The organism is Acidithiobacillus sp. 'AMD consortium' (assembly GCF_008926505.1).
Lineage (GTDB): Bacteria > Pseudomonadota > Gammaproteobacteria > Acidithiobacillales > Acidithiobacillaceae > Acidithiobacillus > Acidithiobacillus ferridurans.
In genome coordinates this window covers 2,156,838-2,169,370 of record NZ_CP044411.1, presented here as the reverse complement: position 1 = coordinate 2,169,370, position 12,533 = coordinate 2,156,838, and the positions used below count along the sequence as shown (strand labels likewise).

The following is a 12,533-nucleotide window of genomic DNA, read 5'->3' as shown; positions in this document are numbered from 1 at the left end:
TATAGAGAACCCCATCATGGAGACAATAGGTGAAGTGACCACCCGCCAGTTCATGGTTGATGCCAAGTCGGTGGAACGGCGGGCTGGGCTGTCGTCACTGCCTTCTCCCCACCGCCGCACCAGCGGTAGACATGAACAGGAGACGCGGAGGCATTGCTGCAAGTGCCGCAGCCGCCGGAATGGCAACTCCGGCCACAACTTCCCCAGGTGCCCACGGATACTTGCTCTACCACGCCGCGCCGCCGCCAGTACATCAGCATGTCCTCGACCAGTCCGACCGAGAGCTTTAATTCCGCAGCTATCTGACTGGCGCTGGCCATGCCTTGTTTCTGTAGCACCTCCCGAACTGCGAATAACGGTTTCATGCCGACGCCCTTCGGTTCTGAGATGGCTTGGATAGGGCGTCGCTGCGTTGTCCATAAAGCCGCAGCCCGATGACCAGCAAGGCAAAAGCTGCCAGCACTCCGGCGATCCATGCCGTAGAGGATCCCGGATGTTCGGCGAAGGTGCCCGTCTGGTAAATCATCGTGCTGGCGTTCCAGGCCAGGCCGGTGCCATAAAGCAGGGAGAAGCTCATCCATCCCCATCCGACTTCCCGGCGCAGTGCCCCCATGGTGCTGGCGCAGGGCACATAGAGCAGCACAAAGACCAGATAAGCAAAGGCGGAAAGGGGGATGAATCCGGCCGCAATGGCTTGCAGGGTCGCACTTTCGGCACCGGAGGCCTGTTCGGCGGTACCCGTGGAGTCCATGGCCGAGAGGCCGAGCGGATCATCCAGCGTGGTAAAAAAAGTAACCGTGTTGGCGGGGATGGTTTTGATCGCGCCCAGGAGTTGCCCGGCAATATCGGGATCGCGGTAGTCCGCCATCAGGTCGGCTGCATTCTGCCGCTGATAAATGCCGTTGAGGGTGCCGATCACGATCTCCTTGGCGGCCGCCCCGGCAATCAGGCCGGAAATGGCGGGCCAGTTGTCTTGATGAACGCCCATGGGTTCAAAAATCGGGACCAGCGCGCGGCTGCCCTGGGCGAGCAGGGAATGGTCGATGTCGGTGCTGCGCAGACCGCGATCCGTCCAGCCGATGCCGGGGAGAATAAAGAGCACGACGCCGATGACCGCAATCACCCGACCCACCCGGAAGATAAACACCTTCAGGCGCTGCCAGGCCTGGAGAAACACGCTGCGGAAACTGGGCAGGCGATAGGGTGGCAGTTCCATGACGAAGGGCAGTACCTCGCCGCGCAGGGCGGTTTTGCCAAGTAGCCACGCCGTCAGTAGGGCAACGATGATCCCCAGCACATAGAGGGCAAAGACCACCTGTCCGCCGTTGCTGCGGAAAAACACGACGGCAAAGGCCATGTAAATGGTCAGGCGTGCGGAGCAGGACATGAAGGGCTGCATCAGCACGGTCAGAATACGCCCTCGCGGGTCTTCGATGATGCGCGAGCCCATGATGGCGGGTACATTGCAGCCGAAGCCGATGACCATGGGCACCAGGGCATTGCCGGGTAAGCTCATACGGCGCATCAGGCGGTCCATGGCGTAGGCGGCGCGGGCCATGTAGCCCGAGTCATCCAGAAAGGCGAGAAAGAGAAAAGTGAGGCCGATGGGTGGGATGAAGGAAATCACCAGATTCAGCCCGCCGCCGATACCACCGGCGATGATGGAGATCAGCCAGGTGGGCAGCCCGGCGCTCAGCAGTAGATGACCGACGCCATGGATCAGCAGTGCTGCCGAGGCCTGATCGAAAAAGTCCAGGAAGATATTGCCGCCACTGAAGCTGACGACGAAAACCAGATACAGTACCGCCAGAAAAACCGGCACGCCCAGCCAGTCGTTCAATACCACCCGATCCAGTCGGTCGGTGATTTTTTGACGGAGCCCGGCCGGACCCTGGCGGTGCACCGCAATGGCGGCCATTTCCTGCGCCCAGGCGAAGCGGCGGTCCATGATCAGGTCGGCAGGGGTTTCATCGCTTGTTACTGCGAGTTCGCTGCTGATCTGTTGCAGAGCATGCTGCGTTTTTGGGTCGGTCGGGTCGGTGTTCCCTTCCAGCAGGCGCAGGGCGGTAAAGCGCCGGTGTGCCGGTGGGTCACCGTGCAGCAGGATGCCGAGGGCGGTGAGTGCCGCATCGATAAGCTGGCCATAATCGAGCACATTACCCAGGGCGGGGTGATCCAGTGCCTGGGTCAGGGTCTCCATCAGCCTGGTGCGGTTCCTGGCTTTCCGGGCTACCATGGGGATGACCGGAACACCCAAGGCTGCTGAGAGTTCATGGCTGCGTACCTGCAGACCGTGGGCTTCCGCCTCATCGACCATGTTCAGAACCAGAACCATCGGCCGCCCTGTTTCCAGAAGCTCGGCGGTCAGGGCCATGTGCCGCTCCAGATTGGAGGCGTCGACGATGTTGACGATCAGATCGACCTGGCCATCGAGCAGGAAGTCGCGCGCCACCCGCTGATCTTCTCCGCCACCCCCCATCAGACTGTAGACACCGGGAAGGTCTACCACGGAGATTTTGCGGCGGCCCATGGTCATAGTGCCGCTGCGCCGTTCCACAGTGACGCCGGGCCAGTTGCCTACATGCTGGTGGGCGCCGGTCAGTAGGTTGAACAGGGTAGTTTTACCGCAGTTCGGATTGCCGGTCAGGGCGATGACCGGCAACCTGGCCGACACCGGGCTGCGCTGTGGTGTGTCATGACAGTCGCTCATGTTTTTTCTCCGGTATGGGTGCTTTCAGTGGGGATGACGGCTACGCGGATACGCTGGATGACTCCCCAGCCCAGGGCGATGCGTGCGCCGCCTACCTGTAAGACCGCGCCGCGTTTGCCGGGTCCGTGCACCACGCGGACAGGAGTGTCGCGGCGGATACCCAGCATGCCCAGGCGCTGCTGCATGACTTTGCCTCCGGTGATTTCCAGCACCCGGGCATGGTCGCCAAGGCGGAGATCACCGATGAAAAGTGACTCGGATGGGGAAGTGATAGATGAATTCATGATGAAAGCGTCCATGGCAGATCCGTCGGACTTCAGAAAAATTCAACATGTACGCGCAGAATGCCAACGGTGCTATCCGGATAATAGCCATTGGGATGCTGAATATACTGAAGGTCCGGCTGCAGACTGACATGCTCCGTGAGTTTCGCCACGTAGGTCAATTCATAGGACGTTTCCGCGCCGCGAATATCTGCTGGCTCCACACCCAGGGCCTCCGCCACGGGTCCGGAGCGTAACCATGCCATAGCCATGCCCACGGACAGGCTGTCATCGGGCCGACTGGGGAAGGGATGACCCAGGCGCAAGCCGAGGCCCAGATACCAAGGTACGGGATTGAGGTTCTGCGGCGCACCGCCCATCTGGATAAAGGCGCCCAGTTCCCGTTCTCCGGATAGATCCCAATTGCCCTCGGCCACGGCATAGATGCCGGAGGTGGTCGGGGAAAGCCCGTAGCGGTCTGGGTTGGATTGTTGATAATGCCAGGCACCCATCTTGAGCACATACTCGCCGTAATCGTCGGCATTGTTCTCCAGATCCTCGTCCTCTTTTTTGCCCCAGTGCAGGCCGCCTTCCCACAACGCCATGTAGCCGCGATCGAAGGCGGAGGTCTGGTGCTGTGGATCGCCCTGAAATACTGCAACCTTGCTGCTCAGATGCTCGTTATGGATACCCACCAGGAAACCTAGGCCTGAATAAGGATAGGTGGCGGTACCCGGGACGTTGACGGTCATGGTCGGCGTTATGCCAAAGGAGCTGTTGATGAGCTGCAAGGCATTGGCAGTGACGTCGAAGTAATAATTCACATCCATGTAACCGACACGGGTGTTGATCCAGTCCGTCCAGCGTTGGCGAAAGGCGGCATCATAAAAACGGACCGCGTCGGGTGCCCAGATATTACTGGCCGTCTGGATGTCGCCGCTATAATTTTGCTGGACCCCGCTGCTATAAATGCCCATGAGGGAAAGGCTAAATTTTCCGCCCTTCCAGAGACCGGCCTTCTCGGTGTCGTACTCGCCACCAATCTGGCCGGCAAGGTTGCCCTCGCTGCCCCGGCGAATGCCGCCGGTGAGGTTGGAAAATAGCTCACTGTCGGCATGCCCAGCCCAGGAGATGCCGTCTGTCAGATGACGGTAAGCGGGCAGATATTTGGGAGAAAGGCCTGTTGCATCGGGGACAGGGCCGTTTCTCCAGGCCGCTGGATCCTCCGCCGCCCAGACACCAGAAAATGGCCCGAAAGTGCCAGCGCAGAGGATGAGCACGGCAGTGGCCAGACGAAAAAGGCAGGGCATGGGGTACGCTCCTTTATTTATGTAATAAGACTCATTCCTATTATGGTAAATATAGAGAAGGCTGCATGTCAATCATCCCTGACCAGAGCAGGCGTGGCCTCAGAATCCTGTTGCCGTCATGGTATCGATGGCACTTGTCCGGGCTTGCCCCGGAGGTGCGCCATAGCGCTTCATGACTAGCGATGGGGTCTTGCCTTGGGGATGAATACGACCTATAGTCCCAAAGAACAGCTATGGACCATTGATTTTACTAATGACTAATATTAGACTTGGTTTGGGAGAGAGTGACCGCGTAACCGGTAGTCCGGCCGGCGCTCTGGGTTGTCGCCATGTGTCCGCATCTGGAGTGCAGTATGTATATCGAGCCGAACTTGTTCGGCTTTTTTATTGTAGGTAGGGAGAGCCTCGAAGTTTCTCTGTCTTGTTTTGAGAAATGGCAATGTCTCTGCATAATCGGCCAACGGGCAGATTACGCAGCGGCGATTCCCAGGTAATTCGGGAGACGAACGAATGCAAAAAAAACATCGCTGGCGGGTTGCCATGGCGGTAATGACGTTTTTAGGCGGGATCAGTGTGTGTCAGGCGGCCCCGCACGGGGTGGCTCACAAGCCTTTGCATAGGGTCAGTCACCACCATACCCACACACCCTTGCATAGGGTCGTTCACCATGCTTACCTGCGCTCCCACCACAAGGCGACACGTGCCGCAAAAGGTGACTACACCTCGCTGACGCCGACGGCGTTACGGTTGCTGCATCTTGCCCCCGTTGAATTTGCTGGGGTTGGTGCGGCTCCGCAGACCGTTCCGACCTACGGCTTCCCCATGCAGTCCTTCCCGGTAGTGGATAGCGATAACGTAACCAGCCCCGTTTTTGTCGACCAGTCGCTGGGCCTGGTCAAGACCGGGATGGCGACGGATGACGTGCCAGTGGTTCTTCCGAAACGGCCGGTGGCTGCTCCAGTTGATCCGATGCCTGGGGCCCCGCTGCCGCAGCAATCGCATCTGCGGCTGGCGTTGGAGATGCTGGCGAGTCAGGCTTATCACTGGACCCGCCACCCTTTGCAGGCTCTAGAAAGCAGTGGAAATGTCGCTGTCGGGCCGCAGGCGGCCGCCCAACTGGCGGATGTTATTGCGCAGGAAGGGAGATATGCGGATTCGGATGGCCATCCTGACACAGGTTCCTGGCTGTCCCCTCGCCGGATGGTGGTTTCTGCGCTCAAATTCATCGGTGCTCCCTATCGCTGGGGCGGGATGAGCCCAGTCTCAGGGTTCGACTGCAGCGGTTTTGTCAAATACATCCTGGCGAAGTTTGATATTCATGTACCGCGTACGTCTTATGCCCAGGCCGCCCAGTTGCGGAGGGTTTCCCGGGATGATCTAAAGCCGGGCGATCTGGTGTTTTTTGACACTCTGCACCGGCCTTTTTCCCATGTCGGGATATATATCGGTGACGAGCACTTTGTCAGCGCCCAGACCCCGAGTACAGGGGTTCGCGTAGCGAGTTTGAATGACCCTTATTGGGCCGCACGTTTTGACGGGGCGCGCCGTCTGCCGGTGTCCAGCGCTTCCTGACGACGAAGTAACCATTCGCTTTATCATCCAACAAAACCCCGCGTCCTGATTCAGCCTGCGGGTGCTATATGCTGTAAGGCGGGCCGCGACGCAATTGGGCGCTAGACGTCCTGCTCCATATCATCCGGCGTCTTCCACTCATAACGGTCGGGCGCCTGAGTCTGGGCAGCCGTGAATCCCTCCTTCTGCAGCAGTTCAGCCAAGGCAACGGCTCCTGGCCCGGCCGTTTTTGGGTTCGCTAGGATATCGCTGGCGATTTGTACCGCCTCACGGGCGGTCAAAATGACTTCTACGCTCTGCTCTTTCTCTTCGCGAACTTGCATGGCGGCTTCCTTTAGTCAAAGACATGGGGTGGTGGCCCGCTCCGATCCATACGGGCGAGCAAATGCAGGCCGCCGATCATACCGAGGATGCGTTTATGCACGGCGTCCTCCCAGATGTCCTGGGCCACCAGGGGCCAGCATTTGCACTGGGTATGCGCGGCGCGGAAAATGGGAGGTGCGACGTGGCAGTCGAGGGCGATGAGTAGATCGGGCCAGTCGTGGTCGGTTTCCCCCGACCTCGCCTCCAGCCAGTCGGCGCCCAGGGATTCCGCCAGCGTCGTGGCATAGTGGGCCTTTGCCGGATCGGTCGGATGCCAGAACAGGATACGTACACGCCGTTTATACATGAATGCCCTCTTTCCCCATGATTTGTGTAAAAATAGCAGGACTGACGATAAAACGGGAGCAGCGATGAGGTGTCGGGCGTGACTGGGGGAGGCCAGGACTGGTCTGTGCTGTTGGGCGAGGCTGGCGCGTTGGCGCGGGCGTTGCCGCAATTCAGGGCACGGGAGCAGCAACAGGCTATGGCCGCGCAGGTGGCCCATACCCTGCGCGACGGCGGGGTGGCGCTGATCGAGGCGGGGACGGGCACCGGTAAAACCTTCGCTTATCTCCTGCCCGCCATGCTTTCCGGGCGCAAGGTGCTGGTTTCTACCGGTAGCAAGGCGCTGCAGGATCAGATCCTGGAGAAGGACATTCCGCTTCTGCTGCGGGCGATGGGAAAGCCCTTGCGCGTGAGTCGCCTCAAGGGGCGATCCAACTATCTCTGCCGGTATCGTCTGCAACGCTTCAGTGCCGAGGGCGTGGCGCCAGCCTTGGTGGCACCTTTGGCGCGGGTGGCCGACTGGGCGGGGCGAACGCGGGAGGGCGACGTCAGTGAGTTGACCTCGGTGCCCGAAGATTCGCCGGTCTGGCCTCTGGTAACGTCGACCCGAGACAACTGTCCTGGCAGTGAATGCCCAGAATATGGGCGCTGCCATGTCGTCGAGGCGCGGCGCCAGGCTCAGGAGGCGGAGATTCTGGTGGTGAATCATCATCTGCTTTTTTCTGACTTGGCGTTGAAGGCCAACGGTATGGGGGACCTGTTGCCGCGAGTCGATGCCATGGTGTTGGATGAGGCCCATCAAGTGCTGGATCTGGCCGGGCGTTATTTCGGTCAGCACCTGAGTAGCCATCAGCTCTGGGACTGGGGGCGAGATAGCCGCGCCGAAACTCTGGCCGAAGCGGGGGATGATGAGTGTTTGCTTGCAGCAGCCGCACAGGTGGAAACGCAAACGACGGCGTGGCGGACGGTTCTCGGTCCGGGTGACGAGCGTGGCTCCTGGGCTTTGAATCCCGATAGTGCGGAAGGCTCTGCCTTCGCCCGTTTGCGTCAGGCGGTGGCGGAACTGGGCCAGGCACTGAGTGCCGCAGCAGCGCGCGGCAAGGGCCTGGAACAATGTGCGGCGCGTGGGGTGGTGCTGCTGGCGACGGTAGATTTCTTTGCCGCGCACAACGCCCCGAACATGGTGTTCTGGCAGGAGAAGAAAGCGCGCACGGTGCAGCTCCATGCCACTCCCCTGGACGTGGCGGCGCCCTTGCAGCGGCACCTGCTGGAACCGGTGGAAAGTGTCATTCTCACCAGTGCGACCTTGCGCGTAGGTGACAGTTTCGCCAGTACTGAACGTGCTCTGGGTCTGACGGCGGTGAGCACCCTTACAGCAGTCTCGCCCTTTGATTATGCGCGGCAATCCCTGCTCTATCTGCCGCCTCTGATGCCGGAACCCGGTCATCCTTCCTATACACGGGCCTGCTTGGACGCGGCGGCGCCAGTCATCGAGGCCAGTGGCGGACGGACCTTTTTCCTCTTCACCAGTCACCGCGCTTTGCAGGAGGCGGCAGCATCCCTGCCGCAGCGCTTGTCCTTCCCCATTCTGGTGCAGGGGAGCATGCCGCGCCCCCGTCTCCTGGACCGTTTTCGCAGTTTGGGTAATGCGGTGCTGCTGGGTGCGGCCAGCTTTTGGGAGGGGGTGGACGTGCAGGGCGAGGCCCTCTCCTGTGTCATCATCGACAAATTGCCCTTTGCCAATCCCTCTGATCCGATTCTGCGTGCCCGCACGGAGCAGTGTCAGGCGGCGGGCGGTGAACCCTTCCGCGAGTTACAGATTCCTCAGGCGGTGATTGCCCTGCGCCAGGGTGTAGGGCGGCTGATTCGCTCGGAGATGGATCGCGGTGTGCTGATGCTCTGCGATCCGCGCCTGCGCAGCAAGGGGTACGGGCGCATTTTCCTCGACAGTCTGCCGCCTATGCGGCGTGTTTCCAGCCTCGACGCGATCCATGCGTTCTGGCGGGGAGAAGCCTGATGGGACTGCCGCGTTTTCTGGCCATGGACACCGCTACTGAGGCCTGCTCAGTGGCCGTCAGCACCTCGTCCGGGGTGGTCGAAGAGTTTGTCGTGGCGGTGAATGCCCACAGCCAGTTGCTGCTCCCCATGATTCAGCGGGTGCTGGATCGGGTCGGCATGACCCTCGCCGATATAGGGGCCATCGCTTGCGGGGTGGGGCCAGGAGGCTTCACCGGGGTGCGCATCGGTGTCAGTACGACCCAGGCACTGGCAATGGCACGCGGGCTGCCGGTTTATCCCGTTTCCAGTCTGCAGGCACTGGCGGCGACGGTACCCCAACCACTGGTACTCGCGGCGCTGGATGCACGCAAAGGAGAAGTCTATAGCGGGGTGTTCGCTCAGGACGCGCAAGGGATTCCCCGGTTAAGGGGCGCCGAAAAAGTCTGTGCACCTGAGGCCGTGGATTGGCCAGAGGAGGGTCAGTGGTGGGGGCTCGGTACGGGTTGGCACGTTTATCATGCCCGCTGGCAGGGTCCGGGGATACTGGGCTGGAGCGACGATAGTTTTCCCCGGGCCGGAGCCGTATTGCGCCTTGCCCAGGCGCGCTGTCAGTCGGGAGACCGGGGTATTCTCCCGGCGCTGTTGGAACCGCACTATATCCGCCCCTCCCTGCCAGAGGAAACGTAAAATGAATCTGCGCCCCATGCTGGTGGATGATCTGGACGCGGTAGCGGCGCTGGAGTCGCAAATCTCCCCGGGGCCATGGACGCGGGGTGTTTTCCGCGAATGCCTGCAAGCGGGTTATGATGCCTGGATTATGGAAAACGATGACGGTGTGCTGGGAGCCTTTGGTGTCCTGTCCACGGGCGCGGCCGAGGCACATATCCTGAATCTCGGCGTGGCGACCGCCCTGCGTCGGCGCGGTTTCGGGCGGCGGATGCTGCAACATCTCCTCTGCCGCGCCGGGCAACTGGGTGCGCAAAGGGTTTTTCTGGAAGTGCGCGTGTCCAATGCGGGTGCGCAGGATCTGTACCGCTCCCAAGGATTTCATGAAATCGGAGTGCGTCTGAATTATTATCGCAATGGAGAGGGTCGGGAGGATGCGCTGGTCTTGTCCCTGTCGCTCCTGCCGTCCGCAAACCAACTCAAGGAAGGTTGATCGTTTATGTCGTTATCCCCTGTTGCTGCGGCTCCGGCCAATGCTTTTACCGACGCCATTCGGCGTCGCCGTACCTTCGCCATCATCTCCCACCCCGATGCCGGTAAGACGACGCTTACCGAAAAGCTCCTGCTCTTCGGGGGTGCCATTCAGCTCGCAGGGACGGTCAAAGCGCGTAAAAGCAGTCGTCACGCCACCAGCGACTGGATGGCCATTGAAAAGAGCCGCGGCATTTCGGTGGCCAGTTCGGTCATGCAGTTCGAGTATGATGAGCACGTCATCAATTTGCTGGACACACCGGGTCATCAGGACTTTTCCGAAGATACCTACCGGGTGCTGACAGCCGTAGATTCGGCATTGATGGTGATCGACGGCGGCAATGGCGTCGAGGCGCAGACCATCAAGTTGCTGGAGGTCTGCCGTCTGCGCGATACCCCCATCATCACCTTTATGAACAAGTTCGACCGCGAAAGCCGTGACCCGACGGAATTGCTGGATGAGGTGGAATCGGTGCTGGGCATTCGGTGTGCCCCCGTCACCTGGCCCATTGGCATGGGCAAGCGTTTCCGCGGGGTATATCACCTGCTACGCGATGAAGTGCTGGTCTTCGCTGCGGGGGAGGAGACCCGGGAGCAGGCGGTGGAGCGGATTGCCGGGATCAATAATCCGGAGCTGGACCGCCGCTTTTCCGAAGAAATGCCCGAGTTGCGGGAACAGGTGGAATTGCTGCGTGCCGCCTCCCACCCCTTCTCGCTGGAGGAATTTTTGCAGGGACAGCAGACACCGGTATTTTTCGGCTCCGCCATCAACAACTTCGGGGTGCGGGAATTGCTGGGTGCCCTTATCGACTGGGCACCTTCGCCGCGCCCCCGTCCTACTACCGGTCGGACCGTGATGCCCGAAGAAGAGGCTTTCAGTGGTTTTGTATTCAAGATTCAGGCGAATATGGATCCTCAGCATCGCGATCGGGTGGCCTTTCTCCGGATCTGTTCCGGACATTTCAAACGGGGTATGAAAATCAGACAGTTGCGTCTGGGTCGGGATATCCAGGTGCATAATCCTATTACTTTCCTGGCTCAGGAGCGTGAACTGGTAGAGGAGGCCTTCGCCGGTGACATCATCGGCCTGCATAATCACGGCAGTATTCAGATCGGCGATAGTTTCAGTCAGGGTGAGGCCTTGCAGTTCACCGGGATTCCCTACTTCGCACCGGAACTGTTCCGCCGGGTGCGCCTGCGGAACCCGCTCAAGGCCAAGCAACTGCAAAAAGGCTTGCAGCAACTGGCGGAAGAAGGCGCAACCCAGGTCTTCAAACCGCTGCACGGCGGGGATATGATCCTGGGTGCGGTGGGGGTACTGCAATTTGATGTGGTGGCGGAACGGCTGAAAACCGAATATGCGGTGGACGCGATTTTTGAGGCGGTGACGGTGCAGACGGCGCGCTGGATTCAGTGCGCTGATCCAAAAATGCTCGCCGAATTTACCCGAAAGCATGAAGAGCAGCTTGCGGAAGATGCGGGGAATCGCCTCGCCTACCTGGCACCTTCCCGTGTGAACCTGGACCTCACCATGGAGCGCTGGCCGCAAATCGTGTTTCATGCCACCCGGGAGCATGCGGGATCATAATGCCTTTGATGAGCCGGAGGAGAAGAAGTGCTTCTACGTGCGATACTCTCGTTGATAGCTGGTCTGTTGCCTCTTGCAGCCATGGCGCATGACCTGGAATCCCTGCGTAATCAGGCCGAACAAAACCCAGCCGCGCTGGCGCGTTTGCGGCAGGCAGCGGTATCGCAGAATGCCGATGCGGCCTTTTATCTTGGCACCCTCTACTCTCCGCTGATTATCCGTCAGGAAAGCACCGTCGTCAAAGGCTGGCCAGAGGCCCTGCGCTGGTATCGCCGGGCGGCCTGGCTCGGCAGCGCCCGGGCGGACTTCGATATGGGGCTGGCGTATGAGAAGGGTCTGGGTGTTCCGGAAAATCCGCAACGCGCGGCAGCGTACTTCTCCAGAATGGCGGCCGTAGCCCGTATAGAGACGGCATTGCCTCCTTCGGCGAGTTTTGCGATTGGGCACCACACGGGTATCCATAAGGACTAGGGTAAGGGCCGACGATATAAAAATCAGCGGTATTTTCTTTAACTGATCATTGGGCCAATGTTTGCGCCAGGCGCCGATACTGGATGGCTTCTGCCAGATGCTGGGTACCGATCGGATCACTCCCTTCCAGATCCGCGATACTGCGGGCGACGCGCAGCACCCGATGGTAACCGCGTGCGGAGAGATGCAGGGTCTCGGTGGCGCGGCTGAGCAGGCGGGTGCCCACCGTATCCAGAGCGCAAAACTGATCCAGCAGTTCGCCCTGAAGTTGTGCATTGCGCACCTGCTGGCGCTGCCACTGGCGATCAACGGCCTGAGCTATGCGTTCGCGCCAGTAGGCAGAGCTTTCGCCCTGTGCCGCCTCTTGTAAGGCGCTTACCGGCAGGGCGGGCACTTCCATCTGGATGTCGATACGGTCCAGCAGCGGGCCGGAGAGCCGACTACGGTATTGGCTGACCTGTGCCGGGGTACAGCGGCAAATCTGCTGCGGATCACCGAGATGGCCGCAAGGACAGGGATTCATCGCGGCGACCAATTGAAACCTGGCCGGAAAAGTGGCCCGCCGCGCCGCCCTGGCGATATGGATTTCTCCGGATTCCAACGGCTCGCGTAGGACTTCCAGCACCGCGCGAGGGAACTCGGGCATTTCGTCCAGGAAAAGAATGCCGTGATGTGCCAGACTGATTTCACCGGGGCGAGGGTGCGAACCACTGTGACTTCTACCAATTAATGCTACACTATGAACCATGAAACAACTGCTTACGCCGCTTGATTTA

13 protein-coding genes are annotated in these 12,533 nt (G+C 60.2%); 6 read left to right on the top strand and 7 right to left on the bottom strand.

The features are described from left to right. Positions 1-50: 50 nt before the first annotated feature. The 4 genes from F6A13_RS11230 to F6A13_RS11215 are packed head-to-tail and all read right to left on the bottom strand — an operon-like array spanning position 51 to position 4,283. The gene (locus F6A13_RS11230; protein WP_113526505.1) at positions 51-365 is read right to left on the bottom strand and encodes a FeoC-like transcriptional regulator; all 315 of its coding nucleotides are present in this window, start codon (positions 363-365) and stop codon (positions 51-53) included. Then, entirely contained in the window at positions 362-2,710 is a 2,349-nt protein-coding gene (gene feoB, locus F6A13_RS11225) for a Fe(2+) transporter permease subunit FeoB (protein WP_126604309.1), read from the bottom strand. The genes F6A13_RS11230 and feoB overlap by 4 nt, the downstream gene beginning before the upstream one ends. Beyond that, positions 2,707-2,994 (bottom strand): FeoA family protein, encoded by a 288-nt coding sequence (locus tag F6A13_RS11220; RefSeq protein ID WP_113526616.1) that lies wholly within the window; start codon positions 2,992-2,994, stop codon positions 2,707-2,709. Before F6A13_RS11220 ends, feoB begins: the two co-directional genes overlap by 4 nt. Before the next feature lie 32 nt (positions 2,995-3,026). Then, positions 3,027-4,283, bottom strand: a complete 1,257-nt coding sequence (locus F6A13_RS11215) for a carbohydrate porin (RefSeq protein WP_113526507.1) — start codon at positions 4,281-4,283, stop codon at positions 3,027-3,029. A 510-nt stretch (positions 4,284-4,793) separates the two neighbouring features. On the opposite strand from F6A13_RS11215, the gene F6A13_RS11210 reads away from it, so the two are divergent. Next, positions 4,794-5,855, top strand: coding sequence for a C40 family peptidase (locus F6A13_RS11210; protein WP_126604308.1), 1,062 nt, complete (start codon positions 4,794-4,796; stop codon positions 5,853-5,855). A 101-nt stretch (positions 5,856-5,956) separates the two neighbouring features. On the opposite strand, the gene F6A13_RS11205 is transcribed toward F6A13_RS11210, so the two are convergent. Continuing rightward, a complete protein-coding gene (locus F6A13_RS11205; RefSeq protein ID WP_126604307.1) occupies positions 5,957-6,178 on the bottom strand; it encodes a hypothetical protein in 222 nt (73 codons plus the stop codon). Positions 6,179-6,189: 11 nt separating this feature from the next. Beyond that, the gene (locus F6A13_RS11200; protein ID WP_113526510.1) at positions 6,190-6,525 is read right to left on the bottom strand and encodes a hypothetical protein; all 336 of its coding nucleotides are present in this window, start codon (positions 6,523-6,525) and stop codon (positions 6,190-6,192) included. Between the two features lie 78 nt (positions 6,526-6,603). On the opposite strand from F6A13_RS11200, the gene F6A13_RS11195 reads away from it, so the two are divergent. From F6A13_RS11195 to F6A13_RS11175, 5 genes are read left to right on the top strand one after another with little or no spacing between them, the layout of a single operon-like run. After that, positions 6,604-8,520 (top strand): ATP-dependent DNA helicase, encoded by a 1,917-nt coding sequence (locus tag F6A13_RS11195; RefSeq protein WP_225981807.1) that lies wholly within the window; start codon positions 6,604-6,606, stop codon positions 8,518-8,520. Then, on the top strand, positions 8,520-9,188 hold the full coding sequence (tsaB, locus tag F6A13_RS11190; protein WP_113526512.1) for a tRNA (adenosine(37)-N6)-threonylcarbamoyltransferase complex dimerization subunit type 1 TsaB: 669 nt from the start codon (positions 8,520-8,522) through the stop codon (positions 9,186-9,188). The genes F6A13_RS11195 and tsaB overlap by 1 nt, the downstream gene beginning before the upstream one ends. Position 9,189: 1 nt before the next feature. After that, complete coding sequence (gene rimI, locus F6A13_RS11185; RefSeq protein WP_126604306.1) at positions 9,190-9,660, top strand: ribosomal protein S18-alanine N-acetyltransferase; 471 nt, start codon at positions 9,190-9,192, stop codon at positions 9,658-9,660. 6 nt (positions 9,661-9,666) lie between these two features. Continuing rightward, positions 9,667-11,286, top strand: coding sequence for a peptide chain release factor 3 (locus F6A13_RS11180; RefSeq protein WP_113526514.1), 1,620 nt, complete (start codon positions 9,667-9,669; stop codon positions 11,284-11,286). Positions 11,287-11,313: 27 nt separating this feature from the next. Next, positions 11,314-11,757, top strand: coding sequence for a tetratricopeptide repeat protein (locus tag F6A13_RS11175; RefSeq protein WP_151528248.1), 444 nt, complete (start codon positions 11,314-11,316; stop codon positions 11,755-11,757). A gap of 46 nt (positions 11,758-11,803) precedes the next feature. On the opposite strand, the gene F6A13_RS11170 is transcribed toward F6A13_RS11175, so the two are convergent. Beyond that, complete coding sequence (locus tag F6A13_RS11170; protein WP_225981806.1) at positions 11,804-12,505, bottom strand: ATP-binding protein; 702 nt, start codon at positions 12,503-12,505, stop codon at positions 11,804-11,806. Positions 12,506-12,533: the final 28 nt, after the last annotated feature.

Coding starts and splice junctions, on each gene's coding strand:
- F6A13_RS11230 (WP_113526505.1), bottom strand. CDS start 365: ATGAAACCGTTATTCGCAGTTCGGGAGGTGCTACAGAAACAAGGCATG.
- feoB (WP_126604309.1), bottom strand. CDS start 2,710: ATGAGCGACTGTCATGACACACCACAGCGCAGCCCGGTGTCGGCCAGG.
- F6A13_RS11220 (WP_113526616.1), bottom strand. CDS start 2,994: ATGAATTCATCTATCACTTCCCCATCCGAGTCACTTTTCATCGGTGAT.
- F6A13_RS11215 (WP_113526507.1), bottom strand. CDS start 4,283: ATGCCCTGCCTTTTTCGTCTGGCCACTGCCGTGCTCATCCTCTGCGCT.
- F6A13_RS11210 (WP_126604308.1), top strand. CDS start 4,794: ATGCAAAAAAAACATCGCTGGCGGGTTGCCATGGCGGTAATGACGTTT.
- F6A13_RS11205 (WP_126604307.1), bottom strand. CDS start 6,178: ATGCAAGTTCGCGAAGAGAAAGAGCAGAGCGTAGAAGTCATTTTGACC.
- F6A13_RS11200 (WP_113526510.1), bottom strand. CDS start 6,525: ATGTATAAACGGCGTGTACGTATCCTGTTCTGGCATCCGACCGATCCG.
- tsaB (WP_113526512.1), top strand. CDS start 8,520: ATGGGACTGCCGCGTTTTCTGGCCATGGACACCGCTACTGAGGCCTGC.
- rimI (WP_126604306.1), top strand. CDS start 9,190: ATGAATCTGCGCCCCATGCTGGTGGATGATCTGGACGCGGTAGCGGCG.
- F6A13_RS11180 (WP_113526514.1), top strand. CDS start 9,667: ATGTCGTTATCCCCTGTTGCTGCGGCTCCGGCCAATGCTTTTACCGAC.
- F6A13_RS11170 (WP_225981806.1), bottom strand. CDS start 12,505: ATGGTTCATAGTGTAGCATTAATTGGTAGAAGTCACAGTGGTTCGCAC.